This is a genomic window from Amycolatopsis sp. QT-25, assembly GCF_029369745.1.
In the GTDB taxonomy this organism is placed as follows: Bacteria; Actinomycetota; Actinomycetes; order Mycobacteriales; family Pseudonocardiaceae; genus Amycolatopsis.
Genome location: NZ_CP120210.1, coordinates 933,084 through 954,850, shown reverse-complemented (window position 1 = coordinate 954,850; position 21,767 = coordinate 933,084). Strand labels below are relative to the sequence as shown.

The following is a 21,767-nucleotide window of genomic DNA, read 5'->3' as shown; positions in this document are numbered from 1 at the left end:
GAATCTTGATTCAGTTTGCCCGTTGCTAGCCTTCCGTGTCAAGGAGGTGCCGATGACGGCGATGAGCCGCAAGGAGAAGGCGGCGGAGACCGAGGCCGCGCTCAAGGAGGCGGCGAAGCGCGTTTTCGCGGCGAAGGGGTACCTGAACACCAAGATCACCGACATCACGGCAGAGGCCGGACGCGCGGCGGGTTCGTTCTACAACCACTTCGCGAGCAAGGAAGAACTGCTCGAAGCGCTCCTCGACGACCTCGCGGCGGCCAGCGACGTCAACGCGGCCTCACCCGAGCACATCCCCGACTTCACCGACCCGCAAGCCGTGCGCTGGCACGTCCGCGAGTACTGGAACTTCCACCGCGACAACGCCGCGACGATGCTCGCGCTGCGCCAGGCCGCGATGGTCAGCGACGAGTTCGCACGCACCTATGCGCGCTTCGGCGCCGCTCAGGCGGCGGACCTCCTCGACCACCTCGGGTACATCACCGCGGCGGGCCTGGAACTCCCGGCGTCGGAGCGGGTCACGCTCGCGATGATGGCCGAACTGGTCAACGGTTTCGCGCACACGTGGCTGCTCGACCCGTCGGCGATCTCCGAAGAAGAAGCCGTCGAGGCGCTGACGCGATTCGTCTACCGGGGCTTCACGGGCCGCGACGTGTCCTGAAGCCGATCAGGCGGCGGCGAGCCGCTCCGCGGCCGCGTCGATCCGCTCGTCCGTCGCCGTCAGGGCGATCCGGACGTGCCGTCCACCGGTGGGCCCGTAGAACGTGCCCGGCGCGGCGAGGATGCCGCGATCGGCGAGCCAGTCGACCGTGTCGAGCGCGGATTCCCCGCGCGTGGACCAGAGATACAGTCCTGCCTCGGAGTGCGAGATGTCGAAACCGCTGTCCAGCAGCGCCTTCCGCAGCACCAGCCGGCGGCGTGCGTAGCGTTCCCGTTGCACGGCAAGCGCTTCGTCGTCCTTCAGAGCGGCGACCATGGCCTCCTGCACCGGCCGCGGCACGATCAGCCCGGAGTGCTTGCGGATCTCCAGCAGCCCGGCGACGAGCTTCGGGTCACCGGTGACGAACCCGGCGCGGTAACCGGCGAGGTTCGCGGACTTCGACAGCGAGTGGACGGCCAGCAGGCCGTCCAGGGTGCCGCCGTGCACGGACGGGTGCAGGATCGACACGGGCTCGCTTTCCCAGCCCAGCGCCAGATAACACTCGTCGGAGACCACGACGACATCGCGCTCCCGCGCCCATTCGACGACCTTGCGCAGGTGGTCGGCACCGAGCACGCGCCCGGTCGGGTTGGACGGCGAGTTGATCCACAGCATCGAAGGCCGCTGCGGGCCGAGCGCGAACGTGCTGTCCGCGCGCAGCAGCGAAGCACCCGCCAGCAGCACCCCGACCTCGTAGGTCGGGTACGCCACCTCGGGGATGACGACGAGGTCACCGGGGCCGAATCCCAATTGCCGCGGCAGTGACGCGACCAGTTCCTTCGAACCGATCGTCGGCAGCACGGCCGGCTCGGGCACGCCTTCGATGCCGTGCCGCCGCGAAAGCGCGTCGATCGCGGCGGCCCTGAGCTCGGGGATCCCGTGCGTGGTCGGATACCCCGGGATCTCCGACACGGACGCGAGCGCCGCGCGGATGTGCTCGGGGACCGGGTCCACCGGCGTGCCGATCGACAGGTCGACGATGCCGCCGGGATGCGCCTGGGCCTTCACCTTGGCTGCGGCGAGGGAATCCCAGGGGAAATCAGGAAGAGCGATCCGGCTCATTCGCCCTGCGGGGGAAGAGCCTTGATGAAGGCGGGGTCGTGGCTGGTCTTGCCGACCTTGGAGGCGCCACCGGGCGAGCCGAGTTCGTCGAAGAAGTCGACGTTGGCCTTGGTGTAGTCGTTCCACTCGTCGGGGACGTCGTCCTCGTAGTAGATCGCCTCGACGGGGCAGACCGGCTCGCAGGCACCGCAGTCGACGCATTCGTCCGGGTGGATGTACAGCATGCGGTCACCCTCGTAGATGCAATCCACGGGGCACTCGTCGATACACGCCTTGTCGAGCACGTCGACGCAGGGCTCGGCGATCACGTAGGTCACTGCGCACTCCTGCTTTGTCTCTGCTTCACCAGTCTGCAACGGACATTACGCGCCCACGGGCGCGACCGGCCCGCTTAGGCCACCCTTATCCGTACCCAAGGTATGGGCCTTCAGCGGTCTTTCCGGCGCGGCGGCGGAGTGGCCCTGCTGTCCCCGGTGATGACGAACTTCGGCGCGGCGGGCTTCGCCGCTTCTGTGTCCGTCTCGTCCTTCTCGACGGCCTTTTCCGCGCCCAATGCCCGGTTGAAGCCGTCGGAGATCTCGCGAACCAGGTCTTCGTTGTGCCTGTCGTCCTTGCGCGCGATGCTCATCGGGGTCCCTCCACTGCCTTCCTTGGCACAATCTAACCGTGAACAGTGCGGAAATGCTCGAGCTCACCTGTAGTCAGGCTTGGACTCCCCTGCTGGAGACCCGGATGGGCGATTGGAGGCTCCGCTGGGCGGACGGATTCACCGCCCGCGCCAACAGCGCCCTGGCGATCGGTGACCCGGGAAAACCGCTGCCAGAAGCCCTACGGACGGTCTGTGACTTCGCCCACGAGCAGGCCATCCCGCCGGTTGTTCAGGTGATCCAGAACACGTCACTCGAAGACGCCCTCGCCGCCTGCGGTTGGGTCCACTATGTGGAACACCGGCCCGCGTACGAGGTGCGCGTGCTGACCGGGCCGCTTTCGCGCGGGACCTCGGTCGGAGTGGTAGTTCTCGACGAGCCGACGTCCGGATGGTGGGAGCTGACGGCGGGCAGCGCGGATCCGGCGGAGGCGCCGCGGCATGTCCTCGGCACCGGCAAGGTCGGCTTCGGGCTGGTGGAAACGGACGGCGTCACCGCCGGCGCGGTGCGCGGGGCCATCGTCGGCGAATGGCTGCACGTCGCCCGGTTGGCGGTACGGCCGGAGTTCCGGCGGCGAGGGCTGGCACGCGGGCTGATGAACGCGGTGGGCGACTGGGCGGCCGCGCAGGGCGCCACCGGCGTCGTGCTGCAGGTCGCGATGGCGAACCACGGCGCGCTGAAACTGTACGAAAGCCTGGGCTGTACGGAGCACCACAGGTACCGCTACTGGGCCCCGGCTCCGGGGGCGTGCGAGGATCGCCCGTCGTGAAGGTCGTCATTTTGGTCGGCGGAGTGGGCGGGGCCCGCTTCCTGCTGGGGGTCAAACAAGCACTCGGTCTGCCCGCGACCGGCTCCGCGCCGGAATCGCCGCATGAAGTGACCGCGCTGGTGAACACCGGGGACGACGTGTGGATGCACGGTCTGCGCATCTGCCCGGATCTGGACACCTGCATGTACACCCTCGGCGGGGGGATCGACGAAGAGCGCGGCTGGGGCCACTCCGGGGAGACCTGGACGGTCAAGGAGGAGCTCGCCGCCTATGGCGCCGAGCCGACCTGGTTCGGCCTGGGCGACAAGGACATCGCGACGCATCTGATCCGTTCACGGATGCTGCGGGCGGGTTATCCGCTCTCGCAGGTCACCGAGGCGCTGTGCGACCGCTGGCAGCCGGGCGTGCGCCTGCTGCCGATGTCGGACGACCGCGTCGAAACGCATGTCGTGATCGACGATCCCGAAAATCCGGATCAGCGCAAGGCCATCCACTTCCAGGAGTGGTGGGTGCGCTACCGCGCCGAGCCGAAGGCGCATTCGATCATCGCCGTCGGCGCCGAGGAGGCCAAGCCGGCGCCGGGCGTGCTCGACGCGCTCGCGGGCGCCGACCTCGTGCTGTTCGCGCCGTCCAATCCGGTGGTCTCGGTGGGCACGACGCTCGGCGTCCCGGGAATCCGCGACGCGCTGCGGAAGACACGCGCCAAGGTCGTCGGTGTCTCGCCGATCATCGGCGGGAAGGCGTTGCGCGGAATGGCCGACGCGTGCCTGAGCGCGATCGGCGTGGAGACTTCCGCCGAGGCCGTCGGACGGCATTACGGTTCCCGCACGGACTCCGACGGCGTGCTCGACGGCTGGCTGGTCGCCGAGGGCGAGACCGTCGACATACCGGGCGTCGCGGTCCGCGACGTGCCCCTGCTGATGTCCGATGTGGACGCCACCGCGGCGATGGTGCGGGCCGCTTTCGAGCTGGCGGGAGTGTACGTTGACTGACAAGGGACCGCCTGACCACGCTTCCGCGAAGATCGAGATCCTGCCGGTCGAAGGCCTGCCGGAGTTCCGCCCCGGCGACGACCTGACCGGCGCGATCGTCCAGGCGGCCCCCTGGCTGCGGTCGGGTGACGTCCTGGTCGTGACGAGCAAGATCGTCTCCAAGGCCGAGGGCATGCTGATCCGCGTCCCGGAAGATCCGGAGGAGCGCGACGCCGCCCGGCGCAAGCTGGTCGAGGAGGAGTCCGTCCGCGTGATCGCGCGGATCAACCGGACGGTGATCACCGAGAACAAACTCGGCATCGTGCAGGCCGCCTCCGGGGTGGACGCCTCGAACGTGGCCTCCGGCGAGGTCGCGCTGCTGCCGTCCGATCCGGACGCTTCCGCGCTCGCGTTGCGGAACGGGCTGCGTGAACGGCTGGGCGTCGAGGTCGCGGTGGTGGTCACCGACACCATGGGGCGCGCGTGGCGGGTCGGGCAGATCGACGCCGCGATCGGCGCGTCCGGCCTGCGCGTGCTGCATTCGTACGCGGGCGAGATCGACGGCCAGGGCAACGAACTCGCCGTCACCGAGGTGGCGATCGCCGACGAACTGGCCGCCGCGGCGGATCTGGTCAAGGGCAAACTCGGCGGCACCCCGGTCGCCGTCGTCCGCGGCCTGCGGCCGACCGACGACGGATCCACCGCCCGCAAGCTGCTCCGGCCGATCGAAGAGGACCTGTTCCGCCTCGGCACCAACGAAGCCATCGCGCGGGGCCGCCGGGAAGCCGTGCTCGCGCGGCGTTCGATCCGGTCGTTCACCGGTGAACCGGTCGATCCCGAGGTGCTGCGCCGCGCGGTCGGAACGGCGCTGACGGCGCCCGCGCCGCATCACACGAAACCGGTCCGGTTCGTCTGGCTGCGCGAGGAAGGCTTGCGCCGCAAGCTTCTCGACGCGATGAAGGCGTCGTGGCAGGCCGACCTCGAAGGGGACGGCTTCACCGCCGAGCAGGTCACGAAGCGCCTCAGCCGAGGCGACATCCTCTACGACGCACCCGAGGTCGTGGTGCCGTTTCTGGTCGCCGAGGGCGCGCACACTTACCGCGACGACCGGCGGAACGCTTGCGAGCACACGATGTTCACCGTCGCCGGGGGCGCCGCCGTGCAAGGCCTGCTGGTCGCGCTGGCCGCCGAAGACCTCGGCTCGTGCTGGATCGGTTCGACCATCTTCGCGCCCGCCATCGTGCGCGACGTCCTCGGCTTGGACGAGCGCTGGGAACCGCTCGGCGCGGTCGCGATCGGGCATCCCGCCGCTCTCCCGCCCGCACGTGGTGCGCCCGAACCCGGTGAAGGACTCCTCGAACGGTGACCCTGCATGAAGACGTCGTGTCCACTTTGTCCGGCTGGCGACCGGTGGACACCGCTCAGGAATCCTTGCGCCAGGCCTATCTCGGCTTTCTCGCCGCCCGCGAGGACGTCTGCCGCCGCGAATGCGCGGCCGGGCACATCACCGCGTCGGCCGTCCTTCTCGACGCCGACGCGGAAAACGTGCTGCTCACCCTGCATCCGCGAGTCGGGCGCTGGCTGCAGCTCGGCGGGCATTGCGAACCCGGCGACGCGACCCTCGCGGACGCCGCCCTTCGGGAGGCGCGCGAGGAATCCGGCATCGACGACCTGGTGATCGACCCGGCTCCGGTGCACCTCGACGTCCACCCGATCACCTGCTCGCTCGGCGTGCCGACCCGGCATTTCGACGTGCGTTTCGTGGTGCGCGCGCCTCGGGGAGCGCACCCGGTCCAAAGCGACGAATCGGACGATCTTCGGTGGTGGCCGGTGGATTCCCTGCCGAAAGGGTCGGAAGATCTCGCCGAACTGATGGAAGCCGCCGTGCCCGTGGCGTCCGGCCGTTAGGGTGTCGGCTGACGTTCTGAAAAGGGGGAATGATGCTGACGGCGCTGACGCCATACCTCGACCGGGTCCGGGTCCACAGCAGCGGTGACGGTGACGGCTTCGGCTGGTTTCTGCTGGTCCTGGCGATCATCGTCATCATCATCGTGATCGTGGTGATCATCGTGAAGGTCAACCAGGCGAAGAAGCCGCCGATGACCTTCCCGCAGAACCCGAACTTCGGCGGTGGCGGCCCGGCTCCGGGCTTCCCCCCGCCCCCGCCCCCCGGTGGCCACGCCCCGCAGGGCACCTGGCAGCAGCAGCCCGGTTTCCCGCCGCCTCAGCCCGGTTACGGCCAGGCGCCCGGTTTCCCGCCGTCCCCGGCCCCCGCTCCGGCCGGGTTCGCGCCGCCACCCGCGGGTTTCGCGCCGCCACCCGGGGCCCCGGCGCCCAACCCGTTCGCCCTGTCGCAGCCCCCGCTACCCGTTCCCGGGTTCCCGCCGCCTCCGCAGGCCGGACCGCCGGTCGACGGCAGCGCGGACCGCACGCAGGTCGTGTCCCCGCAGCAGCGGGCGGACGCCGGTGCCGACCGCACCCAGGTGGTGTCGCCAGCGGGTGCGGACCGGACGCAGGTCGTGTCCCCGCAGCAGCGCGCGGACGCCGGTGCCGACCGCACCCAGGTGGTGTCGCCAGCGGGTGCGGACCGGACGCAGGTCGTGTCCCCGGCCGGTGCGGACCGCACCCAGGTCGTGTCCCCGGCGGGCGGCGGCGACCGCACGCAGGTCGTGCCCGGCGGCGCCGGTGACGCCACCCAGGTCGTCCCGCCTCGCCAGTAGTCCGGCTGTCCGTGAAGGCCTCCTTCCCTGCCCTGTAAGGAGGCCTTCACGGCATTCCCCACACGGAGAACCGCATGGTCAGGGTCGACCCGAACTCCTCGGTCCCGCCCTTCGAGCAGGTCCGCACCGCCTACGCCGAGCGGATCAACGACGGCACCTTGGCCGTCGGGACGAAACTCCCGACCGTGCGGAAACTCGCCGAAGACCTCGGCATCGCCCCGAACACGGTCGCCAAGGCCTATCGCGAACTGGAAGAAGCGGGTCTGATCGAGACCCGCGGCCGGGCGGGGACGTTCGTCAGCGCCGTCGGTGACGAAACCCGCGAGCGCGCGAGGCAGGCGGCCGCCGACTACGCCGCGCTGACCAGGAAGCTGGGTCTCGGCCGGGACGAGGCCAAGGCGATCGTCGACGCGGCGCTCGGCTGATCCCTCCCTCGTGACCGCTCACGCGGATCGTCCACCGGCTGACCTCACCGCATGGGAGTCTCCGTGTTGATGCTACTGATCATCTTCCTGGTCCTCGCCGGTGTCGGCGTCGGGATCTTCTTCCTGGTGAGAACCCTCACCAAGCCGAAACCCCCGGTGTACCCGCCGCAGCAGTACCCGCCCCACCTCCCGCACCAGCAGTACCCGCAGCAGCCGCCGCAGTACCCGAGCCGGCAGCAGCCCCATCCGCCGCAGGGCTGGGGCAACTGAGAGCGGCGCCCCCGGCAGGCGCTCACATGGTGCGGTAGTCGCGAAGTTCGATCTTCGCCCCGAACCTCGGGCGGCGGAACCCGGCCGTCGACAGGTAACGCACCGCGCGCTGCCGCTGCGGCGCATACGGCGCCAGCACCTCGGACATCCCGACGTCGTCGAGTTTCGTGCCGACGAGCGCGTGCCCGACCATCGACGGGATGTTGTAGTCGCCGAAGCTCACCGCGTCCGGGTCTCCCCAGGCACGCTGCGCGATCTCCGCGGCGGTCCAGACGCCGATGCCGGGTACCTTCCGCAGCCAGGCCCGGCCTTCGACACCCTTCAGTTCGACAGCCTTTTCCAGCCGGGGAGCGACGCGCGCCGCGGCGATCAGCGTCGTCCGCCGTTTCAGGTCCACCCCGGCGCGATGCCAGTCCCAGTCCACAATGGATCGGATGGCGACGGGCGTCGGCGGCACACGCAGCCGCGCCGGCCCCGGCCCCGGCGCCCGCTCGCCGAACCAGCGGCACAGTTCACCCCAGGACCGCAGCGCTTCGATGCTGGTCACCTTCTGCTCCAGCACGGCGAGCACCAGCGCGTCCCACACCCGGCCGGTCGAGCCGAGGCGCAGACCCGGGTTCCGGCGCCGCGCCGAGGCGATGACATCGTGATGCGCGACGAATTCGGAGTCGTCGTCATGCGCGCCCAGCATCGCCGGGACGCCGTCGAGCAGCCTGTCCGCTCCGGGTCCCCATGCCTCCGCCTCGATCTCGCCGTCGGGGCGCCGCAGCAGCGCGAGCGTGCCCGCGCCGTCCGCGGTGTTGGCGGCCAGCCAGGTCACCCCGGCCTCGGTGCGGACGACGTTGGGCGACCGTGACCCACGGCTCAACGGACCCAGCACCGTGCCCAGCTCCAGCGGGAATCCAGGTCGGAACAGCACACGATGAAGCTACCTGGCACTCGGCTAGGGTTAGCGCGCCACCTGAAACCGTAAGCCTATGGAGGACATCGACGATGACCGAGCGACCGGCGAAGGCCTCGATCGTCAGCGGGTACTTCAACCCGCTCCACCAGGGCCATCTCGACCTGTTCGAGGCCGCACAGGCACGGTCCGGTTACCTGATCGTCGTCGTCAACAACGATCACCAGCAAGTCCTCAAGAAGGGCAGGGTGATCCAGACCGAGGACATCCGGGCCCGGATCGTCCGCGCGCTGCGCATCGTCGACGACGTGTACGTCGCCGTCGAGCAGGGGCCGGGCATCAACGAATCGTTCGACCTGATCCGCGCGCAGTACCCCGACACGGAACTCGAGTTCTGCAACGGCGGGGATCGGCGCAACGTCGACGAGCTCCCAGCCGACGAGGTCGAGGCGGGGGCCCGCAACAACATCTCGATGATCTACGGCATCGGCGGTACGGACAAGGCCGACTCCAGCACCCGGATCGTTTCGGACATGGAAGCCTGAAGTCCCCCGCGGCCCGCCGAATTTGTCGGAAGACGTTTGCGGGTCTGCTGACGGCAGCCGCACCTAGGGCCTACCCTAGACAACACACAGTCGGCCCTGAACCCAGAGGGCCCCAGGTCAGTCGGGAGGCCTAGGGGAATGGACCCCCGTGCTCGGGCGGACGCCTTGCTCGCACGCGCAAGCGCGCGTGGAGCCTTCGTCGTGACACCGGACAACGCGACGTCTCCGATGGACTCCGCGAACACTCAGCAGATCCCCCGCTCGGTGGTCGCCGAGATCGATCGTTCCTCGGACCCGGACACGACCACTCAGCTCCCGGCTTCGTTGATCGCCGAGAACGATCACCCGCTCGCGGGACACGAGCCGACGACGCGGCTGGACCTGTCGCCGGCCAGGGGCGAAGGTTCGACTCAGCCGCAGCCCTATCCCCGCCGTCCCGGTGCTCACCAGCCGACCAGGCCGCTGCCGCAGGCGACGACGCCGCTCACCCGGCGGCCGCCCGCCGCGCCGGTGCGGAGCCCGCTGATCGAGCAGCCGGAGCCGGAGACCGTCGAGAACGAGGTCGGCGGCCTGGTGCCGACGGTGAAGCAGAACCCTTCGGGACGGTCGAACCTCTCGCGCCGTCTGGACGGCATTTAGCTCCCGAAACGCGCTATGAAAGGTCCTTTACTTGCAAATTTTGCAAGTAAAGGACCTTTCATAGCGCGCGGATACCCCCCGTCTTTGCAGTAGTGCCGCGCCGGATCAGCACGACCCCGGAGAAGCGTTCCCCCTGGGCGCGTTCCGTCAGCCAGGTGTCCAGCCCGGCGAAGTCCATGCACCGACGGTAACGACGGCGGGGAACGGAGTCGCGTGAATTCCGGCAGCCGGAACGGCTACTTCCGCCGTGTTTCGAGCTTGAGCCGCGCCGCGAGACCGGCCTTCACCGCGAGCAGGACCGGCTTCCACAGGAGACCGCGGTGACGGTCCGCGAGATAGCGATACGCACTCTCGTGGTGCACACGCAGCATCTTCTCCGAAGCCTGCGAAGTCGAATGCCCGCCGATGTGCATGACGCTCGACGAAGGGGCGTACACGTTCAGCCAGCCCGCGCGGGTCAGCCGTTCGCCGAGGTCGACGTCCTCGAAGTACATGAAGTAGCGGGTGTCGAATCCGTCGACCGAGTCGAAGGCCTCGCGGCGGAACAGCTGGCAGGAGCCGGAAAGCCAGCCCGCCGTGCGCTCGACCGGGGTGCCGGTCTCCTGCCGGTACTGCCGCGTCCACGGGTTCCCCGGCCAGAGCTTGCCGAACGCCGCGTGCCCGATCCCGCGGCCGAACGACGGCAGCAGCCGGGCCGACGGGTAGACCGTGCCGTCGAGGTCGTGGATGAGCGGTCCGAACGCGCCCCCGCGCGGCCAGCGCTCGGCCACCTCGAGCAGCGCGTCGAGCGAACCGGGTTCCCATTCGAGGTCCGGGTTCACCACGACGACCCAGCCGTAGCTGTCGTCGAGTTCCGCGACCCCCCGGTTGGCGGCCGTACCGTAGCCGACGTTCTCGCCGATGCTGAGCAGCTTGACGTTCTCCCGGCGGGCGGCCTGCTCCGGGGCGCCGTCCGTGGAGGCGTTGTCGGCGACGACGACCTGGACGTCCCGCTCGGTCGCCTTCTCCAGGGTGTCGAGGAACTTTTCGAGGGTTTCGCCGGGGAAGTACGTCACGGTCACGACGGCGAGCCCGTCGCCGTAGCTGGGGTGCTCAGTCACGGGGCCATTGTCCACCCGTCACCGAACGCGACCACGCCGCACCCACCTCGTGAGGCTCAGCCTGCCCGCCGCCGCGCATGCCGGTGCCAAGCCTTCCCGTAAGCCTCCCGGTGTCGCTCCGCGGTCGTGGCCCACGAGAACTCCTTCGCCCGCCTCAGTGCGGCTTCGGCCAGCTCGGCACGCCTCGCGGGCGCGTCGAGCAGCTCCGAGATGGCCGCCGCGACGTCTCCGGCGCCGACCCCGCAGTAGGCGACCGCGTCCCCGCCGACCTCCGGCAGCGAAAGCCGCCGGGTCGTGAGCACGGCCGCGCCGCACGCCATTGCTTCCAGCACCGGCAGCCCGAAGCCCTCGCCGAGGCTCGGGTAGGCGACGAGTTCGGAACCGCCGAGGAAGCCGGCGAGCGTGTCGAACGGCAGATATCCGGCGCGGATCACCCGCAGGCGGTGGGGTACGGCGTCGAGAGCGCGTTCGACCTGCGAGTCCCAGCCCGGCTGTCCGGCCAGCACCAGCGCGGGCGGATGCGGCCTGCCGGTCACGGCGTGCGCGAAGCCGCGGATCAGCGCGGGCACGTTCTTGCGCGGTTCCAGCGCGCCGAGGAAGGCGACGTACGGCGTCTTCCCGAGCCCGATGGCCTGACGCGCGGCCTCGATCTCGGCGGGCGAGGGCGGATGGAACCGATCCGGTTCGACGCCGTGGTGGATGATCTCCAGCTCCGCGTTGCGCACTTGGCCGACGCGCTCCAGCTCGGCCGCCGTCGCGACGCTCGGCACGACGCACAGCGTCGCGCGGCGAAGCGCCGTCGCGGTCCAGGCGCGGAAGAAGCGCGCCTTCACCGAAGAGTGCAGGAGGGCGTCGGTGAAGAAAGTCGCGTCGTGCAGCGTCACCACCGAAGCGGCCGGACTGGCCAGCGGCATCGTGTAGTGCGGCGAGTGGACGACGTCGGCGGCGAGCCGCCGGACCAGCCGGGGCAGGGTCGCCTGCTCCCAGGTCAGCCGGGCCGTCCTGGTCGAAGTCGACGGCGAGGTGGGCACGATCCGCGCGCCGGGCGCCAGCCGGTCGTACAGCACGGCGTCCCGCGGCTGGCAGACGACGGTGATCCGCGCGCCGTCCTCGTCCAGCGCCGCGACCAGCGAATCCACGTAACGTCCGACGCCACCCCGGTCCGCGGGGACGGCGGTCGCGTCGATCAGCACGCGAGGCTCTTCGGTCACCCCTAGGAGGGTACGGCGGCTCACCGGCTCCGCGGTGGCGAACCGAAAAACTGATCCCGCTGGTGAAGGCCCCAAACGACCGAAGCGGCGCGCTGCCAGGTGAACTCACTCGAACGGCTGAGACCACTGTCACGCAGCGCTGCCGCGCGCTCCGGCTGCTCGAGTACGTCCCGCAGGGCGTCCGCAAGCGCTTGCACCTCGCCGACGGGGACGGTGACGCCCGCTCCCCCGGCCACCTCGACCAGGGCGGGGACGTCCGAGTGCACCACCGGCACCCCGGCCGCCATCGCCTCGATCACCGGAAGCCCGAAGCCCTCCGCCCGGCTCGGCATCGCCAGCACCGACGCGCCCCGCAACGCGAAGGCCAGTTCCGCGTCGCTCACCTTCCCCAGCAGCCGGACGTCTGCGCCGTGCTCGCGCGCCAGCGCCGCCGGGTCGACCCCGCCCCAGCCGGGCTGACCGGCCAGCACCAGCGGTACCCCGATCCGGCCGATGGCGTCGATCAGCACGTCGACGCCCTTGCGCGGCTCGATCGTCCCGACCGCCAGCACGTACCGCTCGGGCAGCGCGACCTCGGTGAACGCCGCGGGCGGCCGCACCCCGTGCGGGATCACGTGCGGTGGAGCCGAAACCGGCACCAGCCCGGCCAGCTCGTTCGCAATCGCTTGCGTGGGTACGGTCAGCGCGGTCGCCCGCGCCGCGGCCCGCGCGATCATCGCCTTGTGCCACGCGACGCCACGCGGGGTCAGTGTCTCGGGATGCGTCCACGGCACGGTGTCGTGCACCGCGACCGACAGCGTCCGCCCCTTCGGCACGCGGGCGGGCGCGAGCGGCGTCGGCGCGTGCACCGCGTCGCCACCCGGCCACCACGGCAGGCCCCACTGCCAGGCGGCGATCAGCGCACGGGGCGGGATCGGCAGCACGCGCGGCCCTTCGACACCCTCGACGACCGCGGCCTCGATGTCGGCATGCCGTGCGACCACGCTCGACACCGTCCAGCCCGGCGGCGCGGTCTCGGCGAGCGCCCGCAGTAACTCGCCGGTGTAGCGGCCCGTCCCGCCGGGGACCGGCGCCAGCAGTTGCTCGGCGAGCACGACCAGTTCGGGCATGGTCTCTATTCTCTCTGGCATGTCCGACGCCGAACCCGGCACCACCGTCGTCGTGGTCACCTGGCGCGGCGCCGCGCACGTCACCGCCTGCCTCGACGCACTCGCCGCGCAGTCCCGCCCGCATCGCGCCTTGGTCGTCGACAACGCCTCCGACGACGGAACGGCCGCCCTGCTCGCCGCCCATCCGTCGAAGCCCGAGGTGCTCCGGCTGCGGCGCAACACCGGTTACGCGGGCGCCATGGCCGCCGCACTGGACAGAGTGGGCACCCCGCTGATGGCGTGGCTGAACGACGACGCCGCGCCGGCTCCGGATTGGCTCGCCACCTGCGAAGACACCCTCGCCCGAGCTCCGCTCGCCGCCGCCGTGAGCGCCCGGCTGACGCTCGCCGACGGGACCGTCCAGTCCACCGGCGTCCGCCTGACCGCCGACGGCCACGGCGCCGACGTGGCGGAACCCGCCAAGGAGGTCTTCGGCTTCTGCGGGGGCGCGGCCGTGCTGAACGTCGAGGCACTCCGTTCCGTCGGCGGCGTCCCGGCGTCCTACTTCTGCTACTACGAGGACACCGACACCGCGTGGCGGCTCCGGCTGGCGGGCTGGGACGTCGTCGGCGCCGAAGCCGAGGTCACTCATCGGCATGGCGCGAGCACCCGGCCGGGTTCGGTCCAGTTCCACCGGTGGAACGAACGCAACCGCCTGCTGACCCTCCTGCGGTGCGCCCCGCGCGAGGTCGCGCTCCGCCAGTTGCTGAAGTTCGCCGCGCTCACGCTCGTCCTCCCCCTTCGGGGGAAACCGGAGGCGCCGAACTTCCGTCCGAGCCTGCGGTACCGGGTGCTGGGCGCCGTCGCCGCCCGCCTGCCGCGCACGCTCCTCGAGCGGCGAGCCATCGGCCGGCGCGCGACACTCGGTCGAGGCGCGGTCTGGGACGCGTGGGCGGGCAATTAAGCTTGCCCCAATCGAGAGCAGGGAGTACGGCTTTGGCGCAGGGGGAAACGCAACCGGTCGTCTCGGTCATCGTGGTGAACTACCGGGGAGCCGCCGACACCGTCACCTGCCTGCGCGCACTCGCCGAACACGATTACCCGGATCTCGAGGTCATCTGCGTCGACAACGCTTCCGGCGGCTCTGACGTCGCCGAGATCAAAGCCGCCGCCCCGGGCGTCAAGCTCGTCGAATCGCCGGTGAACTCCGGCTTCGCGGGTGGCTGCAACCTAGGCGCGAAGCATGCGGCAGGTACCGTGCTCGCCTTCCTCAACAACGACGCCCGTCCTGCGCCCGGCTGGGTGGGGGCGGCCGTCGCCGAACTGCGCGCGCGGCCGACGGTCGCCGCGGTGGCCAGCAAGGTCCTCGACTGGGACGGCACGGGCGCCGACTTCGTCGACGCGGGCCTGACCTGGTTCGGCATGGGCTACAAACGTCACGCGGGCAGCCCCCTGTCCGACGTCCCCGCGGCCGAGCACGAGATCGCCAAGGACGTCCTGTTCGCGACCGGTTCGGCGATGTTCGTCCGCGCCGGGGTGTTCGCCGAACTCGGCGGGTTCGACGAGCGGTTCTTCATGTTCTACGAGGACGTCGACCTCGGCTGGCGGCTGAACCTGCGCGGCTGGCGCGTGCGCTACGTTCCGGAGTCGCTGACCTACCACAAGCACCACGCCACGATGTCCACAGTGGACGCCCCGGACTCCGGGCGTGAGACTTTCCTGCTGGAACGCAACGCCTTGGCCGCGCTGTACAAGAACCTCTCCGACGAAACACTCTCGCGGGCGCTGCCCGCCGCGCTGGCGCTGGCCGTCCGCCGGGCGACCGCTCGTGGCGACCTCGACGCCACCCAGCTCGACCTCGCCCAGGGCGTCGGCCCGGCCGAAACCGGTCCGGTCGAAGTACCGAGGACGACGTTGGCCGGTGTCCTGGCGATTGACCAGTTCGTCGACCTGCTGCCGTCGCTGGCCGAGTCACGTGCCACCGAACAGGCCGCCCGCGTCCGCACCGACGCTGACCTGCTTCCCCTGCTGCGCAAGGCTTTGGAGCCCGCGTATCCGCTGCCGCGTTATCTCGCCGCGCACGACGTCCTGGTCGAGACGTTCGGCATCGACGCGCTTTTCGGGCAGCGCCGCAAGATCGTGGTGATCACCGGCGACGCGATCACCGAACGGATGGCGGGCCCGGCGATCCGCGCGTGGAACATCTCCGCGACCCTGGCCGCCGAACACGACGTCCACCTGGTGACGGTCAATCCCCTCGCCGATCCGCCGCCCGCGCCGTTCCGGGTCAGCGCGGCGAACCGGCGCGAGCTGGAGGCGCCGATCGCCTGGGCGGACATCGTCGTCCTGCAGGGGCACGTGCTGGAACTCGCGCCGTCGCTCAAGATGCAGTACGCGCACAAGATCGTCGTCGCGGATCTGTACGACCCGATGCACCTGGAACTGCTCGAACAGGGCAAAGGCGTTCCCGACGACAAGCGTGCGCTCGACCTCATCGGGGTCACCAAGGTGCTCGACGCGCAACTGGAACGCGGGGACTTCTTCCTGTGCGCGTCGGAGCGTCAGCGGCACTTCTGGCTGGGCCATCTCGCGGCGATGGGCAGGCTCTCCCCGCGGCTGTACGACGCGGACCCGACCACCCAGTCGCTGCTCTCCATCGTCCCGTTCGGCCTGCCCCCGCAGGCGCCGGTCCGCACCGGCCCCGGCCTCCGGTCCACTTTGGACGGAATCGGCGAAACCGATCACGTCGTGTTGTGGGCGGGCGGGGTCTACAGCTGGTTCGACCCGCTCACGCTGGTCCAGGCGATCGAACGGCTGCGGCAGCGCCGCGGCGACGTCCGCCTGGTGTTCCTCGGGATGAAGCATCCCAACCCCGAGGTCACCGAGATGGACATCGGCGCGCGCACGATGCTGCTCTCCGACACGCTCGGGCTCACCGGCAAGCACGTGTTCTTCAACCAGCAGTGGGTGCCGTACGAGGAGCGCCAGAACTGGCTGCTCGACGCGAACTGCGGTGTCACCACGCATTACGAGCACGTCGAGACGACGTTCGCCTTCCGCACCCGGGTGCTCGACTATCTGTGGGCCGGGTTGCCGATCGTCACCACCGACGGCGATTCGTTCGCCGATCTGGTCCGCGAGGAACGGCTCGGTGTCGTCGTCCCCGCCGAGGACGTGGACGCGCTGGCCGACGCGCTGGAAAAGGCGTTGTACGACGAGGAGTTCGCCGCGGGCTGCGTGGAGCGGATGGCCGCGGTCGCCCAGCGGTACGCCTGGCCGGAGGCGCTGAAGCCGCTGGTGGAGTTCTGCCGGAACCCGCGGCCCGCCGCGGACCGGCTGCCCGGTTCGGCGGACCTCGTGGTCACGGCACCGGTGCGGGGCAAGGAAATGCTGCGCCGCGACGTCGACCTGATCCGCGAATACCTCGCCGACGGCGGCCCGAAGGAACTCGTGCGGCGCGTCGGCGGTCGCGTGGTCAAGGTCGCCAAGCAGAGGCTCGGCCGTGGCTGACCGCCCCTTGCGCGTCCTGCTCGACGGGACCCCGCTGCTCGGTGCCAGGACGGGTATCGGCCGGTACACGGTCGCGCTGTCCGAAGAGCTCGCGTCGATGTCCGAAGTGGACACTCGCGCGGTCGCGTTCACGTTGCGCGGCTGGCGGCGGCTGCGGCACGTGCTCCCGCACGGCGTCCGGGCCCGTGGCATGCCGGTGGCGGCACGCTTGCTGCGGAAGGCGTGGCTGCGTTCGCAACTGCCGCCGGTGGAACTCTTCGCCGGGCCGACGGATGTCGTGCACGGCACCAACTTCGTCCTGCCCGGCCGGTTCCGTGCGGCGGGCGTGGTGACCATCCACGATCTGGCCTTCCTGGACGCTCCCGAGGAACTCGCGCCGAGCGATCACGAACTGCCGCGCCTGGTCCGGCGCGGTGCCCGGCTCGCCGACGCGATCTGCACGCCCACCAACGCCGTCGCCGACCAGGTCGCCGAACGGCTCGACGTGGACCGCGGCAAGATCGTCGTCACCCCGCTCGGCGTGAACCCGGCCTGGTTCACCGCGCGCCCGCCCGACAAGGACCGCCGCAAGGAACTCGGCCTTCCGGACCGATACCTGCTCTTCGCCGGCGCGCCCGGGCCCCGCAAGGGCCTGCACTGGCTCCGGCAGGCGCACGAGGCGGCGCCGGATCTGCCGGAACTGGTGTTCGTCGGCCCCGGTTCGTTCGCGGTGGGCCCCCGTTCGCGACACGTGGGCTACCTGTCGGACGTGAACCTCCGCCGGGTCGTCGCCGGGGCCAGCGCGCTCGTGCTGCCGTCACGCGACGAGGGCTTCGGGCTCCCCGTGCTGGAAGCGCTGGCATCGGACGTCCCCGTGGTGTGCACGGACATCCCGGCACTGCGCGAGGTCGCGGGGAACTGCGCGAGCCTGGTCCCCTACGAGGACGTCGACGGCCTGGTGGAAGCGCTGCGGATGGCCGTCAGCGACCCGCACGCCGTCGCCACTTCCGCCGCGCGCCGCGCCCACGTCGCGAACTTCACCTGGCGCGCCTGCGCCGAACTCACCGTCGCCGCGTACCGCCAGGCGAGCACGCAACACTGAGCACAGCAGCCCCACACGTCACTCCAGAGCGAAGCAAGGGACCTTTAGTATCGCTAGCTTTCCTAGCGCTGCTAGCCCACGTTGCCGCCCCCTGTCACGCGAGTTCGCCTCCCAATCACGTGAATTACGCCTTCAATCACGCGAGATCGCCCTCCAAGCACGTGAGTTGCGTCCTCAGACACGCGCGAACGCTTTCCAAGCACGTGAAAACGCTCCGCAATCACGCGAGTTCGCTCCCTGGTCGAGCGCCCCTCCCCACGCACGCGAGACGGCCCCTCAGTCACGTGAGATTGCCTTTCGATTACGCGAGTTCTCCCTCGATCACGCGAGACGGCCCCCCAATCACGCGAGACCGTCGTCCAAGCACGCGTGTCCCCCATCTCCACCTCCGCGCCCTCCATGCCGAAAGGCGAACGCTCGTGCAAACAGAGCGAACTCACGTGATTGGCCGCGCGACTCGCGTGCTCGAAGACGTAACTCGCGTGCTTGGAGACGTAACTCGCGTGCTCAGACGGCGAACTCGCGGGCCAGAGGCGAAGCGCGGGAGCAGAACCCAAGCAGCGTCAGGAGGCGAAGTAAGCCTTGAGCGCGTCCGGCCAGTCCCGAAGTGGCGTGAGGCCCGCTTCGCGCCACGAAGCGTTCGACAGCACTCCGTACGCCGGACGCGCCGCGGGACGCGGAAATTCCGCCGTCGTACAGGGCTTCACCCGCGCCGGGTCCGCGCCGACTTCCGCGAAGATCGCGCGCGCGAATCCGCACCACGTCGTCGACCCGCCACCCGTGCAGTGCAGCACCCGCTGCGCAGGCCCGTCGCCGCTGGCCACGCGACCGGCCAGTTCCAGCAGTCCGGCGGCGAGATCGCGGGACCAGGTCGGCGAACCGGTCTGATCGTCCACTACGGACAGTTCGTCGCGTTCCTTTTCCAGGCGTGCCATGGTCTTGACGAAATTCGATCCGGTCTTGCCATAGACCCAGGACGTCCGCACGATCCAGGATCGGGCTCCCGACCCGAGAAGCGCGTCCTCGCCCGCCGCCTTCGTCCGGCCGTAGGCGTTGAGCGGTCCCAGCAGCTCATCGGGCTCGTACGGCGAAGTCGCGTCACCGGCGAACACGTAGTCCGTGGACACGTGGATGAGCGGCACCCCGCGCGACGAACACGCCGCGGCGAGCACCCGGGGGCCGTCGGCGTTCACCGCGAACGCCGACGCCTCATCGGTTTCCGCCGCGTCCACCGCGGTATAGGCCGCCGCGTTGATCACCACCGGCGACCTTCCCGCCGCCCGCGCCCGGTCCGCCAGTTCGGTCACCGCGGCGACGACCTGGCCGGTGTCGCGCACGTTCAGCTCCGACGACGACGGCGTCGTGGCGTCCTCCGCCAGCGCCTTGAGGTCCTGCCCCAGCTGGCCGGATCCACCCGGTACGAGAATGCTCAGCACCGGGTCACTCTCCCCCACGGTTCTTCAGCGGCTCCCACCACGTCCGGTTTCCGCTGTACCACGCGACCGTGTCAGCCAGACCGTCCTCAAAGGACTTTCGCGGGGCGTAACCGAGCTCCCGCGAGATCTTGGTGATGTCGACCGAGTACCGCCGGTCGTGTCCCTTGCGGTCCTCGACCGGCTCGACGCTCTCCCAACCGGCGCCGACCGCGGTCAGCAGCCGCTCGGTCAGCTCGCGGTTCGTCAGTTCCGTGCCCCCGCCGATGTTGTAGACCTCGCCCGGCCTGCCGCCGTCGGCGACGAACTGGATACCGCGGCAGTGATCGTCCACGTGCAGCCAGTCACGCACGTTGAGCCCATCGCCGTAGAGCGGGACCCTCTTGCCGTCGAGCAGGTTCGTCACGAAGAGCGGGATGACCTTCTCCGGGAATTGGTACGGACCGTAGTTGTTCGAGCACCTCGTGACACAGACAGGCAAGCCGTGCGTGCGGAAGAAGGAACGCGCCAGCAGATCGGACGACGCCTTCGACGCCGAGTACGGCGAATTCGGCTCCAGCGCGTGGTCTTCGGTCCAGGAACCCTCGTCGATCGAGCCGTACACCTCGTCGGTGGAGACGTGGACGAACTTCCCGACCTCGGCCTCGAGGGCGGCCTGCAACAGGGTCTGCGTGCCGAGCACGTTGGTCAGCACGAAGTCGGCCGCGCCGGCGATCGAACGGTCCACATGGGACTCGGCGGCGAAGTGGACGACCAGGTCGATGCCCCGCATCAGCTCGTTGACCAGGGCGGCGTCGCAGATGTCACCCTTTTCGAACCGGTACCGCGGGCTCTCGCGCACCGGCTCCAGGTTCGCTTCGTTGCCCGCGTAGGTCAGCTTGTCGAGCACGATCAGCTCGGCGTCGGCCAGGCTCGGGTACGCCCCGGTCAGCGCCTGCCGGACGTAATGCGAACCGATGAACCCGGCACCCCCGGTGACCAGCACTCGCATGCCGCGACCCTCCCTTTACGACTTCCCTGACCGCCCGAGTGTGTCACGACCGGGGCAACCTTTCACCAGCCTACGGACGTCTAACACGGGGGTCAGTAGAGTTGTCGGCGAGGCACGCGGGTGCCCTGGGGAGATTCGTGGAGGACCGCACGTGACCGAGTGTCCCGGGCCACCCATTTCGGCGCGCCGTGGCGGTGGCGTCGTGGTCTTCGCCCGCCGTGGGGTGAAGGTCGTGTTCAGCCTGGTCTCGATCACGATCCTGGCGCTGACCTGGTGGGGCTGGCAGTTCATCGGTGACCCCTCGAAGGGGTTCGCGACCACGAACATCTTCGAGGACAACGGTCACCCGCCCGCGAAACCGCTGGACGGCGCGATCGACATCCTGCTCGTCGGCCAGGACAGCCGCACCGACGCGCAGGGAAATCCGCTGCCGCGCGAGGTCCTCGACATGCTGCACGCCGGTGTCTCCGACGGCGAGCGCCAGACCGACACGATGATCCTGGTGCACATCCCCCAGGACGGCAAGAAGGCGGTCGCGATCTCCTTCCCCCGCGACTCGTGGGTCGAGATCACCGGCGGCTTCGGCAAGCACAAGCTCAACAGCGCGTACGTGTACGCCTACAACGACACGTCGAAGACGCTGCAGCAGCAGGGCAACTCCGATCTCAAGGACGTCGACGCCAAGGCCAAGGACGCGGGCCGCAAGAACCTGATCGCGACGCTGGAGAAGTTCATCGGCAAGCCGAAGATGATCGACCGGTACGCCGAGGTCAACCTGTCGAGCTTCTACGAGATCACCAAGGCGATCGGCGGCGTCGAGGTCTGCCTCAACAACGCGGTCAAGGAGAAGAAGTCCGGCGTGGACCTGCCCGCCGGGAAGTCGACCGTCGAGGGCGTCCAGGCGCTCGCTTTCGTCCGCCAGCGCTACGAACTGCAGAACGGCGACCTCGACCGGATCGCGCGGCAGCAGGCCTTCCTGTCGGGGCTGGCGAACAAGGTGCTCTCGTCCGACGTCCTGGTCAACCCGGCGAAGATCGCGGACCTGATCGAGGCGGTGAAGAAGTCCGTCGTACTGTCGGCGGGCTGGGATCTGCCGGAGTTCGCCGCGCAGATGCGCGGGCTGACCAGTGGAAACGTCCAGTTCCACACGATTCCGACCCAGGGCGACGCGATCATCGGCGGCGCCGCCGTGCTCCGGGTGGACCCGGCGCAGGTGCAGGCCGAAGTCAGCCGTCTCACCGCCGACGGCGAGGCGGCACCCACCTCGACTTCGCCCACCGTGCCGGGCGCGGAAGCGGTGACCGTCGAGATCTTCGACGGATCCGGCTCCCCCACGCTGGCTACCGAGACCCGGAATTTCCTGCAGAGCAAAGGTTTCAAACTCGCGCCCGACACCAAGCTCAGCACCCGCAACTCGACGGTCGTCCGGCACGCGCCGGGCGACGAAGCCGCGCTGGCCCTGATCAAGCAGGCCTTCGGCACCGCGGTGCAGGCCGAGGCGGACCGCGCCGTCGCCCCCGGCAAGGTGCGGGTGCTGCTCGGCAAGGACTTCAAGGGAGCGACCCCGCCTTCTGCCCCGGCGAAGACGTCGACCCCCGCGAAGCCGGCCCAGCCGCCCTCCAGCGCTCCGCCGGCACCCAGCACGAGGCCGATCGTCGCGGGCAATGTGCCCTGCGTCAATTAATGGCCGGGTACTGAGCGTGG

At 70.0% G+C, this 21,767-nt stretch carries 23 protein-coding genes; 14 read left to right on the top strand and 9 right to left on the bottom strand.

Translation table 11 applies throughout. The features are described 5' to 3' along the window. The first annotated feature begins 52 nt into the window (after positions 1–52). On the top strand, positions 53–661 hold the full coding sequence (locus P3102_RS04765; RefSeq protein ID WP_276366833.1) for a TetR/AcrR family transcriptional regulator: 609 nt from the start codon (positions 53–55) through the stop codon (positions 659–661). A 6-nt stretch (positions 662–667) separates the two neighbouring features. Here the strand turns inward: P3102_RS04765 and dapC are convergent, their stop codons facing one another. From dapC to P3102_RS04750, 3 genes are all read right to left on the bottom strand, one after another. Next, positions 668–1,762, bottom strand: coding sequence for a succinyldiaminopimelate transaminase (gene dapC, locus P3102_RS04760; RefSeq protein ID WP_276366831.1), 1,095 nt, complete (start codon positions 1,760–1,762; stop codon positions 668–670). Then, entirely contained in the window at positions 1,759–2,079 is a 321-nt protein-coding gene (gene fdxA / locus P3102_RS04755) for a ferredoxin (protein WP_016331413.1), read from the bottom strand. Before fdxA ends, dapC begins: the two co-directional genes overlap by 4 nt. A gap of 110 nt (positions 2,080–2,189) precedes the next feature. Further along, the gene (locus tag P3102_RS04750) at positions 2,190–2,390 is read right to left on the bottom strand and encodes a hypothetical protein (RefSeq protein ID WP_276366828.1); all 201 of its coding nucleotides are present in this window, start codon (positions 2,388–2,390) and stop codon (positions 2,190–2,192) included. 53 nt (positions 2,391–2,443) lie between these two features. Here P3102_RS04750 and P3102_RS04745 point away from each other — a divergent pair, with 53 nt between their 5' ends. The 7 genes from P3102_RS04745 (at position 2,444) to P3102_RS04715 (ending at position 7,564) form a co-directional block, all read left to right on the top strand. Next, positions 2,444–3,178 carry a GNAT family N-acetyltransferase gene (locus P3102_RS04745; protein WP_276371627.1) on the top strand — a complete coding sequence of 245 codons (735 nt, stop codon included), beginning with the start codon at positions 2,444–2,446 and terminating at the stop codon, positions 3,176–3,178. Continuing rightward, complete coding sequence (gene cofD / locus P3102_RS04740; protein ID WP_276366827.1) at positions 3,175–4,170, top strand: 2-phospho-L-lactate transferase; 996 nt, start codon at positions 3,175–3,177, stop codon at positions 4,168–4,170. Before P3102_RS04745 ends, cofD begins: the two co-directional genes overlap by 4 nt. After that, on the top strand, positions 4,163–5,515 hold the full coding sequence (locus tag P3102_RS04735; protein WP_276366825.1) for a coenzyme F420-0:L-glutamate ligase: 1,353 nt from the start codon (positions 4,163–4,165) through the stop codon (positions 5,513–5,515). The genes cofD and P3102_RS04735 overlap by 8 nt, the downstream gene beginning before the upstream one ends. Beyond that, positions 5,512–6,057, top strand: a complete 546-nt coding sequence (locus tag P3102_RS04730) for an NUDIX hydrolase (protein ID WP_276366824.1) — start codon at positions 5,512–5,514, stop codon at positions 6,055–6,057. The genes P3102_RS04735 and P3102_RS04730 overlap by 4 nt, the downstream gene beginning before the upstream one ends. A gap of 32 nt (positions 6,058–6,089) precedes the next feature. Further along, on the top strand, positions 6,090–6,869 hold the full coding sequence (locus tag P3102_RS04725; RefSeq protein WP_276366822.1) for a hypothetical protein: 780 nt from the start codon (positions 6,090–6,092) through the stop codon (positions 6,867–6,869). A 74-nt stretch (positions 6,870–6,943) separates the two neighbouring features. Further along, the gene (locus P3102_RS04720) at positions 6,944–7,294 is read left to right on the top strand and encodes a GntR family transcriptional regulator (protein WP_276366821.1); all 351 of its coding nucleotides are present in this window, start codon (positions 6,944–6,946) and stop codon (positions 7,292–7,294) included. Positions 7,295–7,363: 69 nt separating this feature from the next. After that, positions 7,364–7,564 (top strand): hypothetical protein, encoded by a 201-nt coding sequence (locus P3102_RS04715; RefSeq protein WP_276371625.1) that lies wholly within the window; start codon positions 7,364–7,366, stop codon positions 7,562–7,564. 22 nt (positions 7,565–7,586) lie between these two features. On the opposite strand, the gene P3102_RS04710 is transcribed toward P3102_RS04715, so the two are convergent. Next, entirely contained in the window at positions 7,587–8,483 is an 897-nt protein-coding gene (locus P3102_RS04710) for a DNA-3-methyladenine glycosylase 2 family protein (RefSeq protein WP_276366820.1), read from the bottom strand. 74 nt (positions 8,484–8,557) lie between these two features. Between P3102_RS04710 and P3102_RS04705 the strand changes: the two genes are divergently transcribed. Both P3102_RS04705 and P3102_RS04700 read left to right on the top strand, forming a co-directional pair. Next, entirely contained in the window at positions 8,558–9,010 is a 453-nt protein-coding gene (locus P3102_RS04705) for an adenylyltransferase/cytidyltransferase family protein (RefSeq protein WP_276366818.1), read from the top strand. Positions 9,011–9,211: 201 nt separating this feature from the next. Then, a complete protein-coding gene (locus tag P3102_RS04700; RefSeq protein WP_276366816.1) occupies positions 9,212–9,649 on the top strand; it encodes a hypothetical protein in 438 nt (145 codons plus the stop codon). 236 nt (positions 9,650–9,885) lie between these two features. On the opposite strand, the gene P3102_RS04695 is transcribed toward P3102_RS04700, so the two are convergent. Genes P3102_RS04695 through P3102_RS04685 form a run of 3 tightly spaced genes read right to left on the bottom strand, consistent with a single transcriptional unit; the run spans position 9,886 to position 13,069 of the window. Beyond that, complete coding sequence (locus P3102_RS04695; RefSeq protein ID WP_276366815.1) at positions 9,886–10,749, bottom strand: glycosyltransferase family 2 protein; 864 nt, start codon at positions 10,747–10,749, stop codon at positions 9,886–9,888. A gap of 56 nt (positions 10,750–10,805) precedes the next feature. Continuing rightward, on the bottom strand, positions 10,806–11,942 hold the full coding sequence (locus P3102_RS04690; RefSeq protein WP_276371623.1) for a glycosyltransferase family 1 protein: 1,137 nt from the start codon (positions 11,940–11,942) through the stop codon (positions 10,806–10,808). Positions 11,943–11,980: 38 nt separating this feature from the next. Further along, a complete protein-coding gene (locus P3102_RS04685; RefSeq protein ID WP_276366813.1) occupies positions 11,981–13,069 on the bottom strand; it encodes a glycosyltransferase family 1 protein in 1,089 nt (362 codons plus the stop codon). Positions 13,070–13,088: 19 nt separating this feature from the next. On the opposite strand from P3102_RS04685, the gene P3102_RS04680 reads away from it, so the two are divergent. Genes P3102_RS04680 through P3102_RS04670 form a run of 3 tightly spaced genes read left to right on the top strand, consistent with a single transcriptional unit; the run spans position 13,089 to position 17,639 of the window. Beyond that, positions 13,089–14,012, top strand: a complete 924-nt coding sequence (locus tag P3102_RS04680; RefSeq protein ID WP_276366812.1) for a glycosyltransferase family 2 protein — start codon at positions 13,089–13,091, stop codon at positions 14,010–14,012. A 32-nt stretch (positions 14,013–14,044) separates the two neighbouring features. Continuing rightward, a complete protein-coding gene (locus tag P3102_RS04675; RefSeq protein ID WP_276366810.1) occupies positions 14,045–16,558 on the top strand; it encodes a glycosyltransferase in 2,514 nt (837 codons plus the stop codon). Then, the gene (locus P3102_RS04670) at positions 16,551–17,639 is read left to right on the top strand and encodes a glycosyltransferase family 1 protein (protein WP_276366808.1); all 1,089 of its coding nucleotides are present in this window, start codon (positions 16,551–16,553) and stop codon (positions 17,637–17,639) included. The genes P3102_RS04675 and P3102_RS04670 overlap by 8 nt, the downstream gene beginning before the upstream one ends. Before the next feature lie 563 nt (positions 17,640–18,202). Here the strand turns inward: P3102_RS04670 and rfbD are convergent. Together rfbD and rfbB are read right to left on the bottom strand one after the other, a co-directional pair. Then, positions 18,203–19,075 carry a dTDP-4-dehydrorhamnose reductase gene (gene rfbD / locus P3102_RS04665; RefSeq protein WP_276366806.1) on the bottom strand — a complete coding sequence of 291 codons (873 nt, stop codon included), beginning with the start codon at positions 19,073–19,075 and terminating at the stop codon, positions 18,203–18,205. Between the two features lie 4 nt (positions 19,076–19,079). Next, entirely contained in the window at positions 19,080–20,063 is a 984-nt protein-coding gene (gene rfbB / locus P3102_RS04660) for a dTDP-glucose 4,6-dehydratase (protein WP_276366804.1), read from the bottom strand. A 151-nt stretch (positions 20,064–20,214) separates the two neighbouring features. On the opposite strand from rfbB, the gene P3102_RS04655 reads away from it, so the two are divergent. After that, complete coding sequence (locus P3102_RS04655) at positions 20,215–21,747, top strand: LCP family protein (RefSeq protein ID WP_276366803.1); 1,533 nt, start codon at positions 20,215–20,217, stop codon at positions 21,745–21,747. Positions 21,748–21,767: the final 20 nt, after the last annotated feature.